Here is a 23,857-nt window from a genome sequence, read left to right as displayed (position 1 = left end):
CCCATAAGTGCGCAATGCTCCGACCAGGCGTGAGACCGGTCGACAAAATCACACCATAAGCGAGTCGGATCACGGCATCCCGTGGTGTCATGGTCCCTGCGTTCTGGGGGAATGCCCGTTTGCGCCACTTTGGGGGAACATGATGACCCTGATCCGGAACCAGGTCCGGATGCCGATCGCCCTTGTCGCCGTGGTTTCCGCGGTCGTCGCGGTGGTCGGCTTCCCGATGACGTCCCAGGCCGCGCCTGGCGACGTCGTCGAGTACCCGGTGGGGAACAGCGGGGACAAACCCGAGGGCGTGGCGTACGGCCCGGACGGCAACCTCTGGGTGGCACAACGCGAGGGCGACCGGATCGACCGCGTCGCCCCCGACGGCAGGGTGACGAAGTTCAAGCTGCCGTACGGCGCCAAGGCGCCATCCCGCATCGTGGCCGGCGGCGACGGCGCGTTGTGGTTCACGCTCAACGACAGCGGCAGCATCGGCCGGATCACCACGGCCGGGAAGGTCAACACCTACGAGATCCCGTCCAGCTACGGATCGCCGCTCGGCCTCGCCCGCGAGAACGACCGCTATCTCTGGTACACGGTTCCGGACAAGAACAAGATCGGTCGCGTCGACATCGACCCGCCGGGCGAGACGATCGCCAAGGGCGGGCAGGGCAATGGCGGCGGCTACGGCGGCCCGGACGTACGGTTCACCGAGTACTCGGTCGGCGAGAACGGCAGGCCGCAGGAGCTCGCGCTCGGCCCGGACGGCCGCATCTGGTTCACCCTGCAAGGCCGCAACGCGATCGGGCGCTTCGTCGGCGGCAAGCTGCAAGAGACGCGGGTGCCCACGTCCAACGCGGGCCTCACCGGCATCGCCTCCTCACTCGACGGCAACCGGCTGTGGTTCAGCGAGACCAACAAGGACAAGGTCGGCACGATCACCACCGGCGAACGGCCGGTCGTCACCGAGTACTCGGTGAGCGGGAAGTCCGGATCGTCTTCGTCGACCGAGCCGCGGCTGGTCACCGCCGGGCCGGACGGCGGTATGTGGTTCACCGCGGGCAAGGGCAACGCGATCCTCCGGGTCGCGGCGAGCGGCTCGTTCCAGCGCTACGCCGTTCCTTCCTCGAACGCCCAGCCGTACGGCATCGCCCTCGGCGCGGCCAAGGACCTGTGGTTCGCCGAACGCGGCCCCGGCAAGGTCGGCCGGATCGAGCCGTTGAGCAAGCCGACGTCCGCCTCGAGCGTGACGCTGACCGTCGCCCCGGCCGCGAGCGCCGCCGGGCATGAGCAGACGCCGACGGCCAACCTCCCCGCCTCGGCACTCCAGGACACCAGCCAGCTCCAGGCCAGCCCGCTGCGCACCACGCCTCTGCGGACCACCCCGCTGCGCACAACTCCCCTGCGGACCACCCCGCTGCGCACCACTCCCCTGCGGACGACCGAGCTCGCTCCGGTCAACCTGTCGGCGATCCCGCTCCGGACGACGACCTGGCAGGAGGTTCTGCAGGGAACGATCTACGAGAACGTTCCGCTCCAGACCGTCACGCTCGCGCAGGTCTTCGCGCTCACCCCCGTTCCGGCCGCCGTCCAGGCCCTCACGCTCGCGGACATCGACCTGTCCCAGAGCCCACTGCGGACCACCTCGCTGTCCGCGTTGCTGCTCGCCGGTGTCGCCCTCGACAGGCTGCCCGACCCGCCAGGCGGCGACTGGTGCGCATACCTCGCGAGCCAGCCGAGCAACTGCGGCAACGGGGTCGACCCCACGACGACCTCACTGCTCAACCTCGAGCTCGCCGGCGACGACCTGTCCGCCTACTACGACCAGCAGATCGACCTCGTCGACGTCGACCTGGCCGGCACGGACGCGCCGCTCGGGAACATACTCCTGGCCGACATCGCACTCGAGCAGACGCCGATCGGTGCGCTGGCGACCAGTGCCGTTCCGTCGCTCGTCACGTGTGCGCCGGCTTCCTGCCCCACTCTCGCCGATGCCCAAGCGGCGAACGCGATCAAGCCGGACGCCACCGTCGCGACCCTGCTCGCGCTGCTGCCGGCCGGAGGCCTGACCCAGCTCGGGCTCGGCGACCTGCTGGCCGGTCTCGTCGTCGGCACCGAGGTCGCGTACGAGGACGGGCCGATCGAGACGATCCTCGACAACGCATTGATCCGCAAGGACGACCTGGTCGAGTACACGACGGACTTCTCCATCAAGTGCGACGAGGTCAGCGGGCTGGAGATCGCCGTCGCGTTGGCGCCCGGCTTCCGGTACGTGCCGGGCTCGGCGCGCCTCGGTGGGGTAATCGGGCTCCGCCTCTCGGCCGCCGCCCAGGACAACTCGATACCGGAGCCCGTGGTCGACGGCTCGAAGCTGACGTTCTCTCCGGAGATCGACGGCGACGGCATCTGCGGCGGTGCCTACCCGGGCGAGAAGACCGCCGAGACGCTGGTCTTCCAGGCCGAGCCGACGTCCACGATGGGCAGCTACCAGGCGTCCGCGTCGGTCGCGACGATGCTCGACCGGTCGGCCGGCATCGCCGCCACGTCGGGCGCGACCGCGCCGGAGCTCGTGGACGACAGCCACGACGAGGGCGCCGACCCCAAGGGCGCGAAGGCGATCGAGCCGGAGACGCTGTACGCGCCGCACATCTCCTCGGCCGACGACATCGACCTGTTCACGCTGCGCGCCCCGGAGGTCGGTTCGACGCTGCGGATCTCGGTGTCGCACCTTCCTGCCGACTACGACCTGGTCGTGTACGGGCCGAGCGCGGCGATCCCGAGCACACCGTTGCGGACGACGCCGTTGCGGACGACGCCGCTCCGTACGACGCCTGTCGACGACGGCGCGAACCAGGCGGCGACCGACGGCGACAACGTGGCGCCGAACGGCCTGCAGGACACGCCACTGCTAGGAATCCCCTTGCGCACAACGTCGATCCAGCGCGGGACGAGCACCGAGTCGGTGTCGATCCCGGTGCTGGAGAGCGACCGCGAAGGCACGTTCACGATCCAGGTGTCGGGCTACAACGGCGCGCGCGACGACAAGCCGTACATCCTGCGCGCGTCGGTGCAGCCGGGTCCCGACCCGCTGCCCTGCCAGCCGCGCACGTTCGTCGGCGGCGGTAGCGCGGGCACGTTCCCGTCGCTGCCGATCCCGGCGACGGCAAAGACGCTGATCTTGGTGAACGCCAAGCGGATGGGCGATCTGTACGGAGCGTCGGCCACCCAGCCCATGCTGGACAAGCTCGACGTGTACGCCGCGCGTTCGGACGTCGCGGGCGTCGTCGTCCCGGTCGAGAGCGACTCGACCGTCGACGTCTCCGGCGCGTACGCGGACTGGGACGCCGACCCGTGCTCGCCGGCCAAGGCGAACGCTGTCGTCGGCGCGATCAACCAGGTCGTCGACCACGTCCGCGGCACGTACACCGGCATCCGCAGCATCGTGCTGATCGGCGCCGACGACGCGCTGCCTCAGGGCCGGATCCCCGACCTGACGTCGATCGCGAACGAGAAGGAGTACACCGACGCCTCGTTCGGCGGCAAGGACACCGCGACGTCCCGCGCGCTCGCGAGCGGGCTCACGTTGTCCGACGACCCGTACGGCGACTTCGACCCGCAGACGTGGCTGAACGGCAGCCTGTACGTGCCGGACGTCGCGCTCGGCCGGCTGGTCGAGACGCCGGCGGAGATCTCCGCTCAGCTGGATCAGTACACGTCCGCGAACGGCGTCCTGGATCCTGGCAGCGGCGACGTGTACGGGTACGACTTCCTCGTCGACGGCAGCCAGGCGGTCGGGTCGGCGCTGTCCAGCAGGGTGACGACGAACACCAACACCTCCGACAGTTGGACGGCGGCCGACGCGCTCGGCGCGCTGAACAACGCGTCGGACGGCTTCGTCGCGGTCAACGCCCACTACAACCACTACCAGGCACTGCCGGCGGACCAGTTCACCGCGGGTGGGCAGGCCGACCTCCTCGAGGCCGAGGACGCCACACCGGCAGCGGGTTCGGTGCTGTTCACGATGGGTTGCCATGCGGGGTTGAACGTTCCGGACATCGCGGTGGCGGCTCCCGGTCCGGCGGACCAGAAGCGCCTGGGCGACTGGGCGCAGCTAGCGAGCGGACGTTCCGCCTTGTTCACCGGCAACACCGGCTTCGGGTACGGAGACACCGACGTCGTCGCGTACTCCGAGCGGTTGATGACGCACTACGCGCAGGGCCTCACCGACAGCACGATCGACCCCGACCCGGGCGTCGACGTGACGGCGGGACAGGCGCTGCTGTTCGCCAAGCAGAAGTACTTCGGCGACCTCGGTGTCGTCGGCGTGTACGACGCGAAGGTGCTGCAGCAGACGACGTTCTACGGGCTCCCGACGTACCGCATCGGGGCGGACGGCGGCGAGGCCGAGGCGACGCTGCCGGCCCCGCCGACGAACCTGCTGCCGCCCGAGGTCACGCTGCGGACGGCGCCGTTCTCGCAGGACCCGAACACACAGCGGCAGGAGAGCTCGCGCGGCGAGTACTGGACCGTGGCGGGGCAGCTGCCGCAGGTGACGCACTTCCGTCCGGTGCAGCCGCGACTCACGCTCGACGTCACCGCCGACGACGGCCTGCCCGTCCACGGCGCGCTGATCGAGGAGCAGACGTCGACGGACATCGCGGACGTCGACCCTGTCTACAGTCAACCCACGATTGACATGTCGGCGAACGAGCCGGAACGGCAGGCCTCCTCGGCTGCGTTCCCGGCGAAGCTGCAGTCGGTCAACGCGACCGTCTCGGCGAAGGGTCTGCGCGACACGCTTGTGCTCATGCCGGGTCAGGTCTGGGCTGACGAGGGCGTCGCGACGCAGCGGCTGTACAGCCACCTCGCCGGCACCGTCTACCGGTCCGACTCCGACGACTGGGCGCCGCCGGCGATCGGCCCGGTCAGCGGAACGATCCTCGGCAACTTCGTCACGTTCTCGGTCCGTACGCCGGACACCGACGTCCAACGCGGGGTCGTCCTGTACCAGGGCAGCGACGGGGTCTGGCGCAAGGTCGAGCTGCAGAACCTCGGCAACGGCCGCTGGTCCGGCGCCGCGGCGCTCACGGGAGCATCGACAGTGCCCGGGTACACCGTGCAGCTCGTCGACGGTGCGGGCAACGTCGGCGTGAGCTCGAACAAGGGCACGGACTTCGTCGGCCTGGAGGGCAAGCCGACCAGCGAGGGCATCTCGATCGACCTGCGCCCGCCGCCGCCCGAGTCCGGCATGTACCCGCGCAGCCCGGACATCACCATCGGCGGCCTCGACAAGGGCGAGGGCGCTCAGGTGAGCATCGACGGCGCGCAGCCGTTCCCCTACGAGGGCAAGCCGTTCCGGGTCGAGGGCGACGGCGTGCATGTGATCGAGGCGTCCTCCGACAGCGGTGGCCATGCGCTGTCGTACGTCGGCATCGACTCCTCGCCGCCGTTGATCACCGCTTCGGTCTCGCCGCCTCCGAACGAGGCGGGGTGGCGGAATGCTCCGGTGACGGTGAAGTTCACCTGCGCCGACGCGGTGTCCGGGGTCGCGAGCTGCCCTTCGGACAAGGTGCTGTCGCAGGACGGCCAGGATCAGTCGGCGACCGGGACCGTGCAGGACCGGGTGGGCAACTCGGCCTCGGCGACGGTCAAGGGCATCGACATCGACCGCACCAGGCCGCGCACGACGGTCACCCGGCCACCGCTGGGAATCATCAACCTGGGCGGCACGATCCGCGGCACCGCCTCCGACGCCTTGTCGGGCGTCTCGTCGGTGCGCGTGCAGTACACGCCGATCCTGCTCGGCAAGCCGCTGACCGTGCAGGCGACGGTCACCTGCACGGATCAGACACGGCGGTCGTGCACCTGGACCGCCCGCACGCCGGGGCTCGGGATCTACTCGGTCCAGGCCCAGGCGACGGACGTGGCGGGAACGGTCGACCAGCCAGGAGCCTCGATGATCCTCGTCATCCAGCTCCTCGGCGGCGGCAGCGACACCTAGGACCCCTTGTGGCCCAGGCGACGACCAACCTTCCCAGTTCGAGCACGGTCACGCTCCGACGGCCTGGCACGGCCATCTCCGCCTTGTTGCTCACCGCCGGGGCGCTGGCGCTCTGCTGGTACATCGTGGTCAACCCCGGCGTGGATCACAGCCTCGTTGGTCGCGCCATCGGCGCGTCGGTGCTACTGGTCTTGACCTGGTTCATATGGCGAGTCGGCGGCTACCCCTGCCTGAAGCTCACACGGACGCACCTCGTCATCCGCAACCCCGTGCTCTGCCATGTCGTGCCCTGGCGCGCGGTCGACACCATCGAAGCCCGAGACGACTTGACTGTCGTCTTGTGGGATGGGCGCGAGATCCGGGTCTGGGCATTCTCCCACTCGCTGCTGGCTGAGATCTTCGGCGACCGCAACCCTCACCGCGCCATCGAACTCAGCCAGCAGCGGAAGGCGTCCGCCCCGGCAGGTGCTGAAACGATTACCCACCAACCCCGGTTGACGATCCACCTACGCTGGTGGGTCCTTCCCGTCGTGGTCGTCCTTGCCGGCGCGGCGACCATCATCGCCTGGCTTCTTGACCCCGGCGCGACGCTGACCTGACACCTAGGACTCGGGCGCGGGCGCGGTCTTCGCGGCGGCTTCGGCTGCCTCGAGGGCCGCGGCCTTGCGCTGGATGCGCATCACGTACCAGACCGTCCACAGGATCAGTAGGCCGAACGTCGCCGGCCCCATCACCGCGCTCACGGCGACCATGACGTCGACCGGGAACGTGTAGACGAGCGCGAGCTTGATCGCGGCCTCGACCACCAGGCCGACGCCCCACACCGCGGACATCGTGCGCATCACCGAACGGAAGCCGGCGCTGTCGCGCCACTTGCCGTCCCACTCGGCCTGCGCCTCGGGCGTACGGGCCTGGAAGCGGCGCGAGGCGAAGAAGATCAGCGGCCGCCCGATGAAGCACGACGCGATGAACCACAGCCCCGCGATCGCGCCGCCCGCGGAGTCCTTCGCGAGCAGGAACCGCGCGTCGCCGGTGAAGAACGACAGGATCAGGCCGATGCCGAACGTGCCGAGCAGGAAGATCGCGAAAGGGTCGAACGAGCGTCCGCGCGCGGCGACGTACACGACGCGGATCCCGGCCACGACCGTCGCCGCCAGCAGCGCGGCGAACATGCTCACGCCGAACGCGCGGAGGCCGTAGTACGTGCCGAGCGCGAGCCCGATGTCGAGCACCAGCGACACGACCATCTGGCGCAGCTCGACGGGACGGGGCGGCTGCGTGGGCACGAGCTGGGGCGTGGTCGCCGTTGCCTCAGTCTTGTCGTCGGTCATCATGCGAGCTCCGAGTCCGCGATCCAGGATCCGTGGAAGCCCACCGGCACGCGGCGGGGCAGGGTGATGGTGGCGACTGGTTCACCGGCGACGTCGGCGGCGTCCAGGACGAGCAGTTCCGAGCCGCGGCCGGCCTTGTCGCTGACGACCGACAGCAGCCAGCCGTCGTCCTCGTGGGTGGCGTTCGCGGCGGGGACGAAGACGGCCTCCCCGGCCAGCTTGTCAGTCCCGAGGTCGTGTTCGGCGACGGACCCGGTCGCGAGGTCGTACTTGACGACCGAGCCGCGCCCGTCGTGTCCCTCGGGCTCACCGACGGTGTAGAGGTACCGCCCGTCGCGCCCGACCCGGGCGTCGGCGATGGTCGGGAACTCCACGCCGCGGTCGTCCAGCTGGGCCTCGGACGTACGTCCGGTCGCCGGGTCGAGCGTCCACCGGTACAGGACGCTGGAGCCGGACTCCGCCGCGGCCATGGTGAGCTCGTGCCCGTTCACGTGGGTGTTGCCGCCGGTCGCGTCCCAGACCGAGTCCCACGCGCGCCGGCTGTAGCGGACGCCGTCGAGCAGGACCCGGCCGTCGGCATCTTCGCGTGCGTTGCCCACGTGGAAGACGTAACACGGCTCGATGTCGAACCAGCGCACCGGCCCCGTTCCGTCGCGCCGCATCAGGCCGAGTCGCGCGCCGTACGCGTCGTCCCACTGGAACGGCATCCCCTTGCTGACCAGGGCGAAGTCGAACACGATCGGCAGGTCGAGCCACACGACGTAGTTCTCGGTGATCGCGAAGTCGTGCATCATCGTCGGCCCTGGCACGTCGATCTCGACGCTGCGCTCGAGCTCGCCGGCGGGTGAGAGCCGGTGGTACGTGACGTACGGCGGCTGGACGCCGTAGCCGAAGAAGAACAGCTCTCCGGTCTCCGGGTCTTCCTTGGGGTGCGCGGTCATCGCTGTGCGCAGCCGGCCGCGGAAGTCGACGGGTCCGACGGTGTCGAGCTCGGGCGAGAGCTCGTACGGGAGGCCGCCCTCGCACAGCGCGAGCAGCCGGCCGCTGTGCTCGATGATGTGGGTGTTCGCAGGGTTGACCGCGAGGTCCCTCGCGCCGCCCGCGTGCCTGTCAGCGTTCGCGAGCAGGCTCGTGCGGACCCAACGGTTGCGGTACCACTCGGCGCGGCCGTCGGCGATGCGCACGCCGTGCACCATGCCGTGGCCGGCGAACCAGTGCCCGGGGTCGTCACCGGGAACCGGGTTGGGTCCGTTGCGGAAGTACCGGCCGCTGAGCTCGGCCGGCAGTGCGCCGGTGACCGGCAGGTCCACGGCGTCGATCTCGTCAGGAACGGGTGCGTACGCCCCGTCGAGGTACATCGGCTCGGCTTCCGCCGGGGTCGCTGTCTCGGTCATGGAGCCGACTTTGACATGTAAGATTCGACATGTCAATTCGCACATGTTTAAATGATGACCAAGAGATTCCTTGGGAAGGTCAGGTCCGATGTCGTTGAGGTACGCGTTGCTCGGGTTGCTCGCCGACGAGGCCGCGAGTGGCTACGTCCTGACCAAGAAGTTCGAGGGATCGCTGCAGCACTACGCCTGGCACGCGAAGCACAGCCAGATCTACCCCGAGCTGAGCAAGCTCGCCGCCGACGGCCTGATCGAGGTGACCGAGGAGGGCCCGCGCGGGCGGCGTACGTACGCGATCACCGAGCCGGGCCGGGTCTCGCTGCGCGAGTGGATGTTCACGCGGCCGGACTCGGGCGGGGTGCGGAACGAGTTCGTGCTGCGGCTGTTCCTGCTGCCGACGCTCGAGCCGTCCGACGCCCGCACGCTGCTGACCGCGTACCTGCAGGTCGCGAACGAGCAGTTGGAGGGGATGGCGAAGATCTTCGAGCTGGCCGGCCCGGAGTGGAAGGAAGAGCCGATGAGCTTCGGCCACTTCGCCGCGGAGTACGGCCGCCGCTCGTTCGAGACCCTCCGGGAGTGGGCCCAATGGGCTCTCACCGAGGTCGAGGCCAGAGACACCGCGGACGCCGCCGCCGAGGCCGCTGAGCGGTGACGACCCTCACCGCTCAGCGGTCAGACACGGCCTAGCCTCGATCTCCGGTCCGGCCGTTGGGTTTGACCTGCCCGGCCCCGCCCTGGGGCCAATGATCATGTTTACATGATCATTTGCCCCTTTACGTGGGGTGGACGCCAGGTAGAGCGGCCACTGACCGGGTAAGGCGACCCCCCTGCGGGACAGGCACGTCCGTCCTTCACAGGCCAATGTCGCCCACCAACACCTGAGACCCGAAGTTAGTTGAAGCGCTTGACGATCGACTCGGCAAGCCGGTGGACCGGCTCGTGGTCGTACGCCACGCCGGGGATGTAGAAGTTCACGTAGTCCGCGCCCGCCTCGAGTGCCTTCTCGACACGCTCGGCGATCACGTCGACCTCGGTGATCTCGCCATTGCGCTGGAACTGCTCCACCGACAAGCTCTGGCGCGCCTGAGCGCTCGCCTTCTCCGGATCGGCACCCTTGTCGATCGGGAACACCAGGAAGTTCGTCGACTTGATGATGTCGTCGTAGTTGCGGCCGAGCTTGTCGCAGTGCTGCTTGAGCACGCCGAGCTTCTGCTGGATCACGTCGGGCTTGCCGCCGCCGATGTTGCAGGCGTCGCCGTACATCGCGACCAGCTTCAGGGTGACCTGCTCGCCGCCACCGCCGATCCACAGCGAGGGGTGCGGCTTGCGCGCGCCCTTCGGCTCGTTGTACGGCTTGTCGATCGAGTAGTACTTGCCGTTGTAGACCGGCTCGTCCTCGGTCCACATCTTGTAGATGATCTCGACCGCCTCGCGGAACGCGCCCATGCGTTCCTTCAGCGTCGGCCATTCGTAGCCGTACGCCTTCCACTCGTGCTCGTACCAGCCGGCGCCGATGCCCGCGTACAGGCGACCGTGCGCGGCCACATCGACGGTGGACGCGATCTTCGCGTACATCGACGGGTGCCGGTAGCCGTTGCAGCCGACCATCTGGCCGACGTTGACCCGCTGGGTGTCACGGACGAGCGTGGACGTCGCTGTCCAGCACTCGAACGTGGTGTTCTTCGTCGGCTCGGGAACCGTGTGCAGGTGGTCGTACACCCAAATGGAGTCCCACGGCCCGGCGTCGGCGACCTTCGCGACCGCCGTCATCGCCTCGTACTGCTCGACCGGGTCGGCGATCTCCGTGAGATCCATCCGCCAACCCTGGGGAACGAAGACTCCGAAACGCACTGCCATGCGTATCCCTTCATCGCATCCGCTCACCGGATGCCCTACCGGGACCCTACCCCCGAGAAAGCCTTGCCCAGCACGATGATTTCGTCCACGAGTCCCGCCGGGGGTGGCCGGTGCGTGATCAGCAGGATGGTTTGATCGCGTGCTGCCGTGAGGATCACGTGCAGGATCGCGTCGGCCAGGTCGTCCTCGAGGTGCTCGGTCGGCTCGTCGAGCACGAGGATGGGCGTTCGGGCGAGCAGGCATCTCGCGAGGCCGAGTCTGCGTCGTTCGCCGCCGGAGATGCGGTCGCCGTGCTCCCCCACCCTGGCTTCGAGGTCGAGCGGGAGGCGTACGCGGTCGAGGACTGCCTGCACCTCCGCGTCGGTGGCGTCCGGCCTCGCCAAGCGGACGTTCTCGGCGACGGTGGTGTCGAAGACGTACGTGTCCTGCTGGCACAGGCCGACGACCTGCCGTAAGTCATCCGGTCGGAGCTCGGTGAGGTCGACGCCGTTGAGCGTGATCCTGCCGCTGACCGGCTCGACGAGGCGGACGAGCGCGTGCGCGAGCGTGCTCTTGCCGGAACCGCTCGGGCCCATCAGCGCGACCTTCCGCCCTGGTGACAGGTCGAGGCCGAACCCGTCGAGCACGTTCGGGCCGTCGTCGGTCCAGCGGACGCTGAGGTTCTCGACGTTCAGGTGGTACGGCCCCGCCGGGACGGTGGTGGGCTGGTCTGGCTCGCTGACCGGTTCCTTCGCTCGCAGCACGTCGCGGACTCGGGCGAGGGCGGTGTGGCCGCGGGTCGCCGTCGCGGCGGCTGGTGCGAGCGAGGCGAATACGTCGGCGAGCGCCAATGGCGTCAGTACGACGACGGCCAGGAGGACCTGGTCGAGGGTGCCGGAGCGTACAGCGGGGACGCCGACAGCGATGCCGGCGATGCTGGCGGCACCGGTCAGCAGCGTGAGCAGGCCGTTGCCGAGGCCGACGCTCCAGCTCGATCGGCGTTCGGCGGCGCGCAGCCGGTTCGTGCTGTCGACCACCTTGTCGATGGCGTGGGCGGTGGCGCCGAACGCGATGAGCTCGGGAGCGGCCTCGAGCAGCTCGGTGGTGGCGGCGCTGAGGCGGCCGCGTTCCGGCGCGACGGCGCGCTCGGCGCGGTGCGCGGACCAGGCGACGAGGAGCGGCACTCCGACGAGAGCAAGGCCGACGGCTGCGCCGGTGACCGCTCCGACCACCGGGAGCAGAAGGCCAAGCAGGACTGCGGTTCCGGCGCCGACGAGGCTCGCGACGACGATCGGCAGGGCGACGCGGAGGACGAGGTCGAGCAGCAGGTCCACGTCGTCGACGAGCCTGGCCAGCAGGTCGCCGGAACGGTATGCGGCGAGCCCGTTCGGCGCGAGTAGTTCGAGCTTGTCGTACAACCGCGTCCGCAGCGCGTCGAGCAGGCGGTAGCCGGCGTCGTGGCCGAGCAGGCGCTCGACGTACCGGAGGACGGCGCGGGCGAGGCCGAACGCGCGGACGCCGACGATCGCGACCATCAGCATCAGGACGGGCGGGTGCTCGGCGGCGCGGGAGATCAGCCAAGCGGAGGCGGCGACCATCGCGACGGCGCTGCCGGCCGCGGCCGTACCCGCGATCGCGGCGAACGCTAGGCGTAAACGCATGGTCGCACGTCCACGACGCGGTCGGCGGCAGCGAGCAGGGCTGGGTGATGGGTGACGAGCACGACGGTCCTGCCGGATCGCCGTAGCATCGCGGCGATGTCGGCCTCGGTCTCGGCGTCGACGCCGGCGGTCGGCTCATCGAGCAGCAGGACGGGGACGCCGCGGATCAACGCCCGGGCGAGCGCGACACGCCTGCGCTGGCCTTCGGAGAGCCGCTTGCCGCCTTCGCCTACCTGGGTCGCGGGGTCGAGCTCTTGTGCGCCGGCGTCGGCGAGGGCTCGTTCGACGTCGCCGGCCGGGTTGCCGAAGCCCACGTTGTCGGCGACCGAACCGTCAAGCAGGTAAGGGCGTTGCGGCACCCAGCCGACCTGGGTACGCCAGGTCGCGACCAACGCGTTCAACACGCTGGACTTGCCGGCGCCGCTCGGTCCGGCGAGCGCGACGAGCTCGCCTGGGCGGACCTCGAATGACAGGTCCTCCACGACCGGCTCCGGGTCGCCCGGATACTGCACGGTCAACCCCTCCACCACCAGCCAGGCCCCCAGACTGTGGGGTTCTGGTCGCGACACGCCGGCGTGTCGGTACCAGAACCCCACAGTTTGGAGGGCGGGCGTCTCGAGGACGCGGAACGCCTCGTCGGCCGCGGCCAGTCCGTCCGCGCTGGCGTGGAAGTGCGCGCCGACGAGCCGGAGCGGGACGTACGCCTCGGGCGCGAGGATCAGCACGAGCAGCGCAGTCTCGAGGTCGAGCCGTCCCTCGACGAGTCGTACGCCGATGCCGACCGCGACGAGTGCGACGGAGAACGTGGCGACGAGCTCGAGCACGAGCCCGGACAGGAACGCGACGCGCAACAGCGACAGCGACTCGCGCCGGTGCTGGGCGCCGACGCGGCGGATCGCCTCGGCCTGCGTCTTGGCGCGGCCGAAGATCTTCAACGTGGGCAGGCCAGCCACGACGTCGGCGAAGTGATGGGCGAGGACGGCGAGCGCTCGCCAGCTGCGGTTCGCGCGATCCCTGGTCGCGAGACCGACGAGCGCCATGAAGACCGGGATCAGCGGCAGCGTGATCGCGACCGTGATGCCGGCGATGAGGTCGTTTGCGACCAGCCAGACGACGATGGCCGCGGGAACGACGACCGCAAGGACGAGCTGCGGGAGGTAGCGGGCGAAGTAGCCGTCGAGTGCGTCGAGTCCGCGGGTGGCGAGCGTTGTCAAGGCGGCCTTGCGTTCGTTCGCCAGCCAGTGCGGGCCGAGCGCGAGGGCCTTGCGTACCAGCTGCTCGCGCAAGCTCGCCTTGACTGCGGCCGACGCGCGGTGAGCCGCGACCTCCTGGCCCCAGGCGAGCAGCGCGCGGCCGAGCACGATGGCCGCGAGCGGGACGAGTCCAGCGGTCGTGACGTGCGCGATCGCGGAAGCGAGCAGAGTCGCCTGCGCGATGACCAGCCCGGCGGTGGCGGCGCCGACGAGTATGCATGCGGCGACGTACGGCGCGGTGGCCTTGGCGTACCTCAGCAGCCGCGGGTCGAGCGGTCTCATGACGTGGCCACGCGACGGCGAAAGACCCAGTAGCTCCACCCCTGGTAGGCAAGCACGAGCGGGACGCAGGCAGCACCGATCCAGGTCAGAATCTTCAACGCGTACGGGGATGCGGCCGCATCCCCGTACGCGAGCCCTGGCATCGCTCGCGGGAAGCTGGTGACGAACAGCGCGACGATCGTTCCCGCGATGACCACGCTCGTCGCGGCGAAGAACAGCGCATCCCTGCTGGTGTGCGGGACGCGGGCACGGAGCTCGCCGCTCGTACGCAGGGCGAGGAACGCCGCACCGTGCACCAGGCAGAGCGCGAGCAGCACGACGCCGCCGGCGATCGCGTACGCGAAGTTGCCAGTCGCGCCGCCGACGAGCACGGCGCCCAGGACGAGCGGGACCATCGCCGAGCCCAGCGCGATGCCGAGGTCGCAGCGGCGCCGCCAGAGCGCGTCGTCCCGCTTGCCGCGCCACTCCAGCGCGACGCCGCGGACGATCAGGCCGACGAGCGCGAGGACGACGGGCAGGTAGGACGTGCTGAGCAGCTCGGCGTACCAGGCCGGGAACGCGGCGAACATCGCGCCGATCGCGACGACCAGCCAGACCTCGTTGCCGTCCCAGTGTGGGCCGATCGTCTCGAGGTACGCGGCGCGCTCGCGGTCGGTGCGGCCCAGCAGGCGGGCGAGCACGCCGACGCCGAAGTCGAAGCCTTCGAGGACGAAGAACCCGGTCCAGAAGAACACGACGATGCCGAACCAGAGCGTGGTGAGGTCCATGGTCTTCTTCCCTAGTAGGCGAAGGTCATCGGGCGTTCGAGGTCGTCGTCCTGCTTGGGCTTCTCGGTGGGCGGGAGCTGTTGGGCGTTGCGCTTGAGCAGGCTGATCTCGATGATGGCGAGAGCCCCGTACAGCAAGGTGAAGACGGCGAGCGAGAGCGCGACCTCGGCCACCGTCGTACCCGGCGAGACGCCGTCTTGGGTCTTGAACAGGCCGAACGCAAGCCAGGGTTGACGGCCGGTCTCGCGGAAGATCCAGCCGGTGCTGTTCGCCAGCAGGGGCAGGATCGGGAGCGTGAGGGCGACGCGTGCGACCCACTTGTTGGTGAGCCATCGCCTTCTGCGCAAGGTGATCGCGATGCCTACGGCGGCGAGCAGGGCGGCGAGGACGCCGAAGCCGATCATGAGACGGAAGCTCCAGAACGTGAGCGGGATGTTCGGCGCGTAGCTGCCGGGTCCGTACTGCCGCTCGTACTGGGCTTGCAGCTCAGTGATGCCCTGGATCTCGGCGTTCCAGTCGCCGGTGGCGAGGAAGGAGAGGATGTGGCTCGCCTTCACGCTCCACAGCTCGCGGGTGCCGTCGAGGTTGCCGATCGTGACGAGCGAGAACGCGGCTGGCCGTTCGGTGTGGAACAGGGCCTCGGCGGCGGCGAGCTTCATCGGCTGCTGCGCGGCGACGAGCTTCATCTGCTGGTCACCCGTTCCGATCACGCCGAGCGCGGCGACGAGCACGACGGTCGAGCCGATGAGCGCGCCCTTGCGGAACGCGTTCTCATCCTTGCTCTTGCGCGCGAGATGCCAGAACGAGATGCCGGCGACGAGCGCTCCCCCGGTGACGAAGCAGGCGGCCGCGGTGTGCAGTGCGGCGGAGATCGCGGTGTCGTTGGTGAGCACTGCGACGAAGTCGGTGAGCCTGACGCGGTCGCCCTCGATCACGTACCCGACGGGATGCTGCATCCACGAGTTCGCGGCGAGGATGACGTACGCACTGAGCTGCGTGCCGATCGCGACGATCCAGATGGCCGCGAGGTGGATGGCCTTGGGGAGGCGGTCCCAGCCGAAGATCCACAGGCCGAGGAACGTGGACTCGAGGAAGAACGCGAGCAGTCCCTCGAGCGCGAGCGGGATGCCGAAGACGTCGCCGACGAAGCGGGAGTAGGCGGACCAGTTCAGGCCGAACTGGAACTCCTGCACGAGGCCGGTGACGACGCCGAGCGCGAAGTTGATCACGAGGAGCTTGCCGAAGAACTTGGTAAGCCTGAGGTAGTCGTCCTTGATGGTGATCAGCCAGGTCGTCTGCAGGCCGGCGACGATGGCGGACAGGCCGATCGAGATCGGCACCGACCAGAAGTGGTAGACGGTGGTGACGGCGAACTGCCACCGCGCCAGCTCGAGCACATCCATGCCACTCGCCCCTCGGTTCTACTACGCGACGTAGTAATACTACGAGAAGTAGTAGATGAGGTCATCGTGGGTTCGCTCACACGCCTTGACCTGGAGCGCGCCCCAGTTGGGACGCTCGGCCCATGATGCGTTTCCCTGGTTGGGCAGATCCGGGCTGCGGGTCTCGGAGCTCGCCCTGGGCACGATGACGTTCGGCGAGACGGGATGGGGAGTCGACGCGGAGACGTCCGCGCGGATGCTCGACCTCTACGCCGACGCGGGCGGCAACTTCCTCGACACGGCGAACATCTACGCCGATGGCCGCTCGGAGCAGCTCCTCGGCGAACTGCTGAGAGGCCGCCGCGAACGACGCGCAGGCCAACACACTGGCCGACCTGCGCGGCTGGTCGCCGTTCATCGGTCTCCAGCTGCGCTACAAGCTGCTCGAGCGCACGCCGGAGCGCGAGCTGCTCCCGATGGCGCGTTCGTTCGACCTCGGCGTGACCGCGTGGGGTCCGCTAGCGGAAGGACGGCTCACGGGAGGTACCTGCGAAGCTCCGCCGGCCGTCTCGACGTCGCGCCCGAGACCTTCCAACACAGCAAAGACAAAGAGGAGGTCGTCCGGCTGGTCGTGGGCATCGCCGCGGAGCTCGGCACGACTCCCGCGCAGGTGGCGATCGCCTGGCTGCGCAGCCGTCCCGGGACGGTCGTCCCCATCGTCGGTGCGTCTCGCGAGGAGCAGCTGCGCGACAACCTGGCGGCGGCCGACGTCACGATTCCGCCGGAGCAGCTCGATCGCCTCGACGCGGCGAGCGCGTTCTCGTTGGGGTTCCCGCACGAGCTGCTCCGGCAGCGGCAGGTCAAGGAGGGCACGTACGGTGACCAGTGGGCGCTCGTCGACGATCGCCACTCGACAGCCGGCTAGACCGTGTCTGCCAATGATCGCCTGACGCCGACACTCCGCATCCCGCCTGGCCGCGGTGCATGTCGTCACCCAGAGGACAAACCGTGAATTCCTCCTGCGCCTTACCCGGCCAGTGGCCCCCTTACCTGGCGTCCACCCCACGTAAAGCGGCGAATGATCATGTAAACATGATCGTTGGCCCCCAGGGCGGAGTCGGACCGGGCGAACCCACCGCCGAGTCGAGGGATCGAGGCTAGAAGGCGCCGCGGGTGATGCGCTGCACCGCGGCGGAGGTGCCGAGCTCGGTGCGGGCTTCGGGGTGGGCGAGGTAGAAGCGCATCGCGTACAGCACTCGCACCGGGTCCACGGTCAGTCGGTCGACCGCGATGGTGCCGACCGCGTTCGCTCCGACCTTGTGCCCGAGGGCTCGGAACTGGCGGGGCAGCTCCTCCACCCGGCGGAGATCGTGCACGACGAAGACGATCAGGTTCATCACCGTGCGCGGGATGAGCTCGGTGTTCACTCCAAGCGTCCGCGCGTCGACGTGGGCGATCTCCGACCACTCCAGGTCGAGCTTCTCCCCGTACGTCAGCACCACCCGCTGCGGCGTCAGCAGGATCCCGCGAGCCTGCTGGCGGGACGCGCGCTGGGTGCCGATCGCGCCGAAGAGGAAGAACACCCCGAGCACGAACAAGAAGGCACAGAAGAACAGGGGCCACCACTCGCGGCCACGAAACGCGACCATCGCGCCCCAGGCGCCGAAGCCCATGAACGGCAGGCACAGCACCGCCAGCCCCGCACCGGCCGTCCGGGACACGCGCATCGGGATCAGCACGCCGTTCTCCAGCATCCCGTTGACGACCACCGAGTCGGTCGTGAACGCACCACGCAGCTTCCGCGGCCACCGCGCGACGCCGACCAAGGCGGCGCCAACTGCGATCACCAGCACGATGAACGCGCCGGCCAGCTTCCCCTGGGCGAGCAGCAGCAAGCCCGAGATCCCGATGAACACCGCGAACCCGATGATCAGCGTCGGATAGAACTTGCCGCGCCCGATCTCACGCTTCCACTCACCCGGCCACACCAGCGCCGGCTCTGCACCTGTCACCCCGCTCACGGCAGCGATTCTAGGGCGTACGACACCGCGTCGTAGGATGGAGGCGTGGCGCAGCTCGGCAATCTCGAACGTGACGTGATGGAACGCGTGTGGGCGGCTCCCAGCCCGGTCACCGTACGCGAGGTGCACGAGGCACTGACCGAACGAGACCTCGCCTACACGACAGTGATGACCGTGCTCGACCGGCTCGCGAAGAAGGGCATCGTCAACCGCGTCCGTGACGGGCGTGCCTACCGCTACGTGGCCGCCGCGACCAAGGACCAGCTCGTCGCCGACCTCATGCGCGAGGCCCTCGACGGTGCCGGAGCCGAGGCGGAACGTACGGCCGCGCTCGTCCGCTTCGTCGATCAGGCGACCCCCGACGAGGCCGCCGCCATCCGCAAAGCCCTCGAAGAGCTCGAGAACAAGCCATGACCCCGCTCGTGCTGAGCGCACTGGCACTGGTCCTCACCGGACCCGCTCCCGTTCTGCTCGCACGCAGCAAGTGGCCCACCAAGGTCCCGCGGGCCGCGATCGTGCTCTGGCAGAGCATGGCGTTGTCCGCCGTACTCGCCGTGTTCGGCGCCGGGCTCGCGATCGGGCTGGAGTTCCTGCACGCCGACAACCCGTCGACGCTGCAGGTCGTCCTGCACTCCGCGCTCTCCACGCTCACCTGCGTGGTCGCGATCCGGCTCGCCTGGTCCACCGCGAAGGTCGCGATCCACACCCGTGCTCGCCGCCGGCGGCACCGGATGCTGGTCGACCTGGTCGCCGCGCCGGACGAGGTACGCAAGGAGCTCCGCATCCTCGCCGAGCAGACGCCGATCGCGTACTGCCTGCCGTCGCTCACCGACGCCCGCGTCGTGATCTCGTCCGGAACGCTCGCCACGCTGGACGAAGCAGAGCTCCGTGCCGTCCTCGCGCACGAGCGAGCCCACCTCAGAGCCCGGCACGACCTCGTGCTCGAGGCGTTCGCCGCGCTCCGCGAGGCGTTCCCGAAGTTCCTCCGCGGACGCGTGGCGCTGGAGAACACCGCGCTGGAACAGAACCAGGCGCTGGTCGAGATGCTCGCCGACGACGCGGCCCGCCGCCAGGTCGGCCCGACGCACGTGGCCCGCGCTCTCGTACGACTGTCGGAGTCCCCCGTCCCGAGCGCGGCGCTCGCCGCCTCGGGAACGATGACGCTGGAACGCGTACAACGGATGAACAGACCGGCCGGCGCACACCCGCTGCTCGCCGCCGCGACCTACGCGACAGCGGCAGCGCTCGTGATCGTGCCGACCCTTACCGTCGCCATCCCATGGCTCGCTCGACTGGTCGAGACGCTGGCCTAACGCAGCGAGGAGACCCGAAGTTGCCCAACGTGATCGACGTCACCGGACGTACGGCGGATCGGGCAGTACGAGCAGACCGTCGGCTCGCCCATCCGGAACGCCAGGCAGCACGTGTTCCGCTCGACCTCGCCCCCATCTCCGCAGGAGAGAAGGCCATCCAGCGGAGCGCCGATCTCGGCGAGGACGTCCGCGTAGTCGGGCAGCCCACCCGCGAGCGGGTACGCGACGGCGTGCGCGACCGAGCCCCAGAGCACGCGCCGACCGACGCGCGTGAGGTCGTGCAGCCGTTCGACCATCGGCGAGAGGTGGATGTCAAGGACGTCTTGACGGAACCACTTCGCGAAGTCGACGGCGGATCCGCCGATGATCGGCTCGGCCGGACCGGGTCGCACGATCACGTGCGGGCGTGAGAGCGAGACGCGTACGGGCACCGCCGACGGCAACAGGTCGGGCACCGTGCCGAGCATCCAGCCTTCGACGGCGGCGATGGTCGCGTACCAGCTGTACTGCTTCCACCACAGCGCCGCCGCCACGGCCGGCGTCGCGACGCAGATCTCCTCCCACCCGCGCAGGAACGCGCCGAGCTCCGGCCGGCGCGGGTCGGTGAGCACCGACGCCGCCAGCCAGGTGTCGAAGGGGTAGGACATAGCCACCTGCGGTTGGGGACGCGAACGAATTAGGGAAGGCTAACCGACCCTAAATGATCTTCGCGCACTGGGCGGCGCAGTCCGGCTCGTCGAAGAAGCCCAAGACGCGCGACGGACGCCGCATGACAGACGGTGGCGTGCGGCGAAACTGAGCGAGCCGGGGCTGCGACCATCAGAACTAGGCGGATTCCGCCTCGCGCAGCCTTTGCGAGATCACCGCGGACACTCCGTCGCCACGCATGGTCACGCCGTACAGCGCGTCGGCGATCTCCATCGTGGTCTTCTGGTGCGTCACGACGAGCAGCTGGCTGGTCTCCCGCAGCTCCTCGTAGATCTGCAGCAGCCGGTGCAGGTTGGTGTCGTCCAGCGCCGCCTCGACCTCGTCCAGCAGGTAGAACGGGCTGGGCCGCGCCTTGAACAGTGAGACGAGGAACGCCACCGCCACCAGCGACCGCTCGCCACCGGACAGCAGCGACAGCCGCTTGACCTTCTTGCCGGGCGGCCGGGCCTCGACCTCGACGCCGGTCGTCAGCATGTCCGACGGGTCGGTCAGGAAGATCCGCCCCTCGCCACCCGGGAACAGCCGCTGGAACACGTGCTGGAACTCGCGCTCGATGTCGTGGTATGCCGAGGTGAACACCTGCTCGACCCGGTCGTCGACCTCGCGCACGATCTCCAGCAGGTCGCGCCGCGTCTTGCGCAGGTCCTCCAGCTGCTCGGTGAGGAACTTGTGCCGCTCTTCCATCGCGGCGAACTCCTCCAGGGCCAGCGGGTTGACCCTGCCCAGCAGCGCGAGCTGGCGTTCGGCGGACTTCAGCCGCTTCTCCTGCTCGGCGCGGACGAACGGGCGCGGCTCGGGCTCGAGCTGGTCCTCCTCGCCCGCCAGCGGCGGCGGCGCGGGCACCAGCTGGTCCGGTCCGTACTCGGCGACCAGGGTGTCCGGGTCCATGCCCAGCTCCTCGATCGCGCGCTCCTCCATCGCCTGGATGCGCATCCGCTGCTCGGCCCGCTGCATCTCGTCCTTGTGGACAGAGTCGGTGAGCTCGTCGAGCTGGCCGGCGAGACCGCGGACGCGCTGGCGTACGGCCTGCACCTGCGCCTCGCGCGCGGTCCGGGCCTGCTCGGCCTCCTGTCGCTCGCGGCCCGCGGCCGCCAGCGACAGCTCCAGCCGCGCGAGCACCTGGTCGACACCGGCGAGAACCGACGTCGCCACCGTGGCTTCACGGGCACGGCGCTCGCGGCGTACGCGGGCGCGCTCGCGGGCCGCCCGCTCCTCGCGGGCCGCGCGCTCCAACTGCTCGGCCCGGGCGGCGAGCGCCTTCGCGCGCTCCTCGCCCGTACGCAGCGACAGCCGCGATTCCATCTCGCGCTGCCGGGCCAGCGTGCCGGCCTCGGCGAGCCGGTCGCGTTCGTCGGTCGACGGCTCTTCCTCGGGGCTGTTCTCGGCCGCGGAGAGGCGTTCCTCGAGCTCGGCGAGACCCTCCTGGTCCCGCGCGCTCGCCTGCTGCGCCTCGTCGATCGCCTTGCCGAGCCGATCGGCCTCGGCCCGTGCGGAACGAGCCGCCGAGCCGAACTGCCCGAGCTGCTCGGCCACCGCGGCGAGCCGGGCGTCGGACTCGTGCAGGCGGGTGAGCGTGGCCTCGACCGTGTCGGCGCAGGCCTTGCGCCGCTCCTCGGCCCGAGCGCGTTCGAACTTCAGCCGCTCGGCCCGGTGCGAGGCCTCCTCCAGCCGTACGGCCGCGTCGTCGACCGCCGCCTGGACCTCGATGAGGCTCGGCTGGGCGGCCGAGCCGCCGTGCGCCAGATGCGCGCCGAGAACGTCGCCGTCGCGAGTCACCGCGGAAAGGTCGGGAAGTGCCGCGACGAGGGAACGGGCGGCGTCCAGGTCGTCGACGATCGCGACCTTGCGGAGCAGTCGGACGAGGGCGGGCAGCAGCTCGGGCGGCGCGGAGACCGCGTCGACCGCGTAGCGCGCGCTGTACGGGAGCGTGGGCCAGCTCGTCGGGTCGTCGCCCGGAGCGGCCGGAGCGCCGCCGAGCAGCAGCCCGGCGCGACCGAGGTCCTCCGTCCGCAGGTGCCGCAGTGCGGTCACCGCGGTGTCGATCGAGTCGACCGCGACGGCGTCGGCGGCCCGGCCGAGGGCCGCGGCGATCGCGGTCTCGCAGCCCGGCTCGACGGAGAGCAGCGCGACGACGGAGCCGAGCAGGCCGGACACGTGTTCGTTGGCTGCGAGCAGCGCGCTCGCGGCGTCCTTGCGGGACAGGCCGAGCTCGAGTGCTTCCTTGCGGGCCGCCAGCGCGGCGCGCTCGCGGTCGGCGCCCTGCTCCTCGTCGCGGAGCGTGATGAGGCGCTGCTCGACCTCGTCGAGCGCCTGCCGGGCGGTCTCGTGCTCGGCGTCGAGGCCCTTCTCCCCCGCGTCCAGACCGGCGACCTGGGTCTCCAGCGCGGTGAACTCACGGTCGGAGGTGTCGGCGCGGGTGTCGGCCTCGGCGCGGGCGGCGGCGAGGCGTTCGACCTCGTTCTGGCGGGCCTCGACACGGCTGCGTACGGAGCTGACCTGGCCGGCGAGCCGGGCCAGGCCCTCGCGGCGGTCGGCCGCGGCGCGGAGCACCGCCTGGATCCGGCGCTCCTCCTCCTGGTGGGCACGCTCGGACGCCTGGCGCTGGCCGACGGCCTCGTCGAGCAGCTCGCGGTAGGTCTCGACCTCCGCGACGATCGTGCCCTCCTCGAAGCGGACCTGGGCGGCCTCGGCGTCGATCTCGTCCGGGTCGCGCCCGGAGCGTTCCTCCTCGCGCGCCTCGGCGAGGTGCCGGCTGCGCTCGGAGGCGAGGCTGGCGGTGCCGCGAAGTCGTTCCTTGAGGCTGGCGAGGCGGTACCAGGTCTCCTGGGCGCGGGCGACGCGCGGCGCGTCCTCGCGGAGCGCCTCGTCGAGCGTCGCCTCCTCGCGCTGGGCCTCGGTGAGGCCCTTCTCGACCTCGGTACGCAGCTCGCGGAGCGCGGTCTCGTCGGCGACCTCCTTTGCGACCTCGCTGCGCAGCTGGACGAGGTCGTCGCCGAGCAGACGCAGCCGGGCGTCGCGTACGTCGGCCTGGATGGTCGCGGCCCGGCGTGCCGCCTCGGCCTGCTTGCCGAGCGGCTTGAGCTGGCGCCGGATCTCGGTGAGCAGGTCGTTCAGCCGGTTGAGGTTGCCCTCGGTCGCGTCCAGCTTCCGCAGCGCCTTCTCCTTGCGCTTGCGGTGCTTGAGGACGCCGGCCGCCTCCTCGATGAAGCCGCGCCGGTCCTCGGGCGTGGCGTGCAGGATCGTGTCGAGCTGGCCCTGGCCGACGATCACGTGCATCTCGCGGCCGATGCCGGAGTCGGAGAGCAGTTCCTGGACGTCGAGCAGCCGGCAGGTGTTGCCGTTGATCGAGTACTCCGAGCCGCCGTTGCGGAACATGATCCGGCTGATCGTGACCTCGGCGTAGTCGATCGGCAGCGCGCCGTCGGTGTTGTCGATGGTGAGCACGACCTCGGCGCGGCCGAGCGGCGCGCGGCCGGTGGTGCCGGCGAAGATGACGTCTTCCATCTTGCCGCCGCGCAGGCTCTTCGCGCCCTGCTCGCCCATCACCCAGGCGATGGCATCGACGACGTTGCTCTTACCCGAGCCGTTCGGACCGACGACGGCGGTGATACCTGGTTCGAGATGCAGGGTGGTCGACGAGGCGAACGACTTGAACCCCCGGAGCGTAAGGCTCTTCAGATACAAAGCACGACTCCTCGAACGGGGCACTTCCGCGGGCGCTCGCATAGCGCGTACAAGCGGACTGCAACGGGCGGCGGGGAAGACCGATTGCCAAGCGTACCTGGAACGGTTCGCGATCACGGCGCCGGCTCGCCCAAAGCGGCTTGGCTCGCAAAGCAGCCCGAACTCCCGACGCGAGCCCGCCCACGCTTCGTGGGCGAAACTGCAGCGAGCCGAGACGCGGTAATCGGCACCGTGTGGTT

At 69.9% G+C, this 23,857-nt stretch carries 15 protein-coding genes and 2 pseudogenes; 7 read left to right on the top strand and 10 right to left on the bottom strand.

The genetic code is table 11. The annotated features are described in order from the left end of the window. The first annotated feature begins 142 nt into the window (after positions 1-142). On the top strand, positions 143-5,989 hold the full coding sequence (locus JOD67_RS16630; protein ID WP_205118504.1) for a Vgb family protein: 5,847 nt from the start codon (positions 143-145) through the stop codon (positions 5,987-5,989). 8 nt (positions 5,990-5,997) lie between these two features. Continuing rightward, a complete protein-coding gene (locus JOD67_RS16625) occupies positions 5,998-6,588 on the top strand; it encodes a hypothetical protein (protein WP_205118503.1) in 591 nt (196 codons plus the stop codon). 3 nt (positions 6,589-6,591) lie between these two features. On the opposite strand, the gene JOD67_RS16620 is transcribed toward JOD67_RS16625, so the two are convergent. Further along, complete coding sequence (locus tag JOD67_RS16620) at positions 6,592-7,320, bottom strand: VC0807 family protein (RefSeq protein ID WP_205118502.1); 729 nt, start codon at positions 7,318-7,320, stop codon at positions 6,592-6,594. After that, positions 7,320-8,714 (bottom strand): carotenoid oxygenase family protein, encoded by a 1,395-nt coding sequence (locus tag JOD67_RS16615; protein ID WP_239553885.1) that lies wholly within the window; start codon positions 8,712-8,714, stop codon positions 7,320-7,322. The genes JOD67_RS16620 and JOD67_RS16615 overlap by 1 nt, the downstream gene beginning before the upstream one ends. An 88-nt stretch (positions 8,715-8,802) precedes the next feature. Between JOD67_RS16615 and JOD67_RS16610 the strand changes: the two genes are divergently transcribed. Next, a complete protein-coding gene (locus JOD67_RS16610; protein ID WP_205118501.1) occupies positions 8,803-9,363 on the top strand; it encodes a PadR family transcriptional regulator in 561 nt (186 codons plus the stop codon). Positions 9,364-9,602: 239 nt separating this feature from the next. Here JOD67_RS16610 and JOD67_RS16605 read toward each other — a convergent pair whose 3' ends face one another. Genes JOD67_RS16605 through JOD67_RS16585 form a run of 5 tightly spaced genes read right to left on the bottom strand, consistent with a single transcriptional unit; the run spans position 9,603 to position 15,913 of the window. Next, positions 9,603-10,568, bottom strand: a complete 966-nt coding sequence (locus JOD67_RS16605; RefSeq protein ID WP_205118500.1) for an LLM class F420-dependent oxidoreductase — start codon at positions 10,566-10,568, stop codon at positions 9,603-9,605. 35 nt (positions 10,569-10,603) lie between these two features. Then, on the bottom strand, positions 10,604-12,208 hold the full coding sequence (cydC, locus tag JOD67_RS16600) for a thiol reductant ABC exporter subunit CydC (protein ID WP_205118499.1): 1,605 nt from the start codon (positions 12,206-12,208) through the stop codon (positions 10,604-10,606). Next, on the bottom strand, positions 12,193-13,743 hold the full coding sequence (gene cydD / locus JOD67_RS16595) for a thiol reductant ABC exporter subunit CydD (RefSeq protein ID WP_205118498.1): 1,551 nt from the start codon (positions 13,741-13,743) through the stop codon (positions 12,193-12,195). Before cydD ends, cydC begins: the two co-directional genes overlap by 16 nt. After that, positions 13,740-14,510 (bottom strand): cytochrome d ubiquinol oxidase subunit II, encoded by a 771-nt coding sequence (gene cydB / locus JOD67_RS16590; RefSeq protein WP_205118497.1) that lies wholly within the window; start codon positions 14,508-14,510, stop codon positions 13,740-13,742. The genes cydD and cydB overlap by 4 nt, the downstream gene beginning before the upstream one ends. An 11-nt stretch (positions 14,511-14,521) precedes the next feature. Further along, positions 14,522-15,913, bottom strand: a complete 1,392-nt coding sequence (locus JOD67_RS16585) for a cytochrome ubiquinol oxidase subunit I (protein WP_205118496.1) — start codon at positions 15,911-15,913, stop codon at positions 14,522-14,524. A gap of 55 nt (positions 15,914-15,968) precedes the next feature. Here JOD67_RS16585 and JOD67_RS41225 point away from each other — a divergent pair. Both JOD67_RS41225 and JOD67_RS41215 read left to right on the top strand, forming a co-directional pair. Further along, positions 15,969-16,253, top strand: a pseudogene (locus JOD67_RS41225) (aldo/keto reductase); the annotation flags it as partial. A 25-nt stretch (positions 16,254-16,278) separates the two neighbouring features. Then, positions 16,279-16,817 (top strand): annotated as a pseudogene (locus tag JOD67_RS41215) (aldo/keto reductase). 232 nt (positions 16,818-17,049) lie between these two features. Here JOD67_RS41215 and JOD67_RS16575 read toward each other — a convergent pair. Then, positions 17,050-17,913 (bottom strand): hypothetical protein, encoded by an 864-nt coding sequence (locus tag JOD67_RS16575; protein WP_205118495.1) that lies wholly within the window; start codon positions 17,911-17,913, stop codon positions 17,050-17,052. Between the two features lie 45 nt (positions 17,914-17,958). Between JOD67_RS16575 and JOD67_RS16570 the strand changes: the two genes are divergently transcribed. Then, positions 17,959-18,327: a BlaI/MecI/CopY family transcriptional regulator gene (locus JOD67_RS16570; protein WP_205118494.1), complete on the top strand. Its 369-nt coding sequence runs from the start codon at positions 17,959-17,961 to the stop codon at positions 18,325-18,327. Then, complete coding sequence (locus tag JOD67_RS16565; RefSeq protein WP_205118493.1) at positions 18,324-19,226, top strand: M56 family metallopeptidase; 903 nt, start codon at positions 18,324-18,326, stop codon at positions 19,224-19,226. Before JOD67_RS16570 ends, JOD67_RS16565 begins: the two co-directional genes overlap by 4 nt. Here JOD67_RS16565 and JOD67_RS16560 read toward each other — a convergent pair. Together JOD67_RS16560 and smc are read right to left on the bottom strand one after the other, a co-directional pair. After that, a complete protein-coding gene (locus JOD67_RS16560; RefSeq protein WP_205118492.1) occupies positions 19,223-19,873 on the bottom strand; it encodes a ferric iron reductase in 651 nt (216 codons plus the stop codon). The two genes, JOD67_RS16565 and JOD67_RS16560, sit on opposite strands and share 4 nt — an antisense overlap. A gap of 178 nt (positions 19,874-20,051) precedes the next feature. Then, a complete protein-coding gene (gene smc / locus JOD67_RS16555; protein WP_205118491.1) occupies positions 20,052-23,618 on the bottom strand; it encodes a chromosome segregation protein SMC in 3,567 nt (1,188 codons plus the stop codon). Between the last annotated feature and the right edge of the window lie 239 nt (positions 23,619-23,857).

Source organism: Tenggerimyces flavus (assembly GCF_016907715.1).
Lineage (GTDB): Bacteria > Actinomycetota > Actinomycetes > Propionibacteriales > Actinopolymorphaceae > Tenggerimyces > Tenggerimyces flavus.
Note: the sequence above shows the minus strand (reverse complement) of the source record. Positions and strands in the feature narration are given on the sequence as shown.

Excerpts from the sequence above, each read along its gene's own strand:
- JOD67_RS16630 (WP_205118504.1), top strand. The coding sequence starts at position 143 with ATGACCCTGATCCGGAACCAGGTCCGGATGCCGATCGCCCTTGTCGCC.
- JOD67_RS16620 (WP_205118502.1), bottom strand. The coding sequence starts at position 7,320 with ATGACCGACGACAAGACTGAGGCAACGGCGACCACGCCCCAGCTCGTG.
- JOD67_RS16615 (WP_239553885.1), bottom strand. The coding sequence starts at position 8,714 with ATGACCGAGACAGCGACCCCGGCGGAAGCCGAGCCGATGTACCTCGAC.
- JOD67_RS16610 (WP_205118501.1), top strand. The coding sequence starts at position 8,803 with ATGTCGTTGAGGTACGCGTTGCTCGGGTTGCTCGCCGACGAGGCCGCG.
- JOD67_RS16605 (WP_205118500.1), bottom strand. The coding sequence starts at position 10,568 with ATGGCAGTGCGTTTCGGAGTCTTCGTTCCCCAGGGTTGGCGGATGGAT.
- cydC (WP_205118499.1), bottom strand. The coding sequence starts at position 12,208 with ATGCGTTTACGCCTAGCGTTCGCCGCGATCGCGGGTACGGCCGCGGCC.
- cydD (WP_205118498.1), bottom strand. The coding sequence starts at position 13,743 with ATGAGACCGCTCGACCCGCGGCTGCTGAGGTACGCCAAGGCCACCGCG.
- cydB (WP_205118497.1), bottom strand. The coding sequence starts at position 14,510 with ATGGACCTCACCACGCTCTGGTTCGGCATCGTCGTGTTCTTCTGGACC.
- JOD67_RS16585 (WP_205118496.1), bottom strand. The coding sequence starts at position 15,913 with ATGGATGTGCTCGAGCTGGCGCGGTGGCAGTTCGCCGTCACCACCGTC.
- JOD67_RS16565 (WP_205118493.1), top strand. The coding sequence starts at position 18,324 with ATGACCCCGCTCGTGCTGAGCGCACTGGCACTGGTCCTCACCGGACCC.
- JOD67_RS16560 (WP_205118492.1), bottom strand. The coding sequence starts at position 19,873 with ATGTCCTACCCCTTCGACACCTGGCTGGCGGCGTCGGTGCTCACCGAC.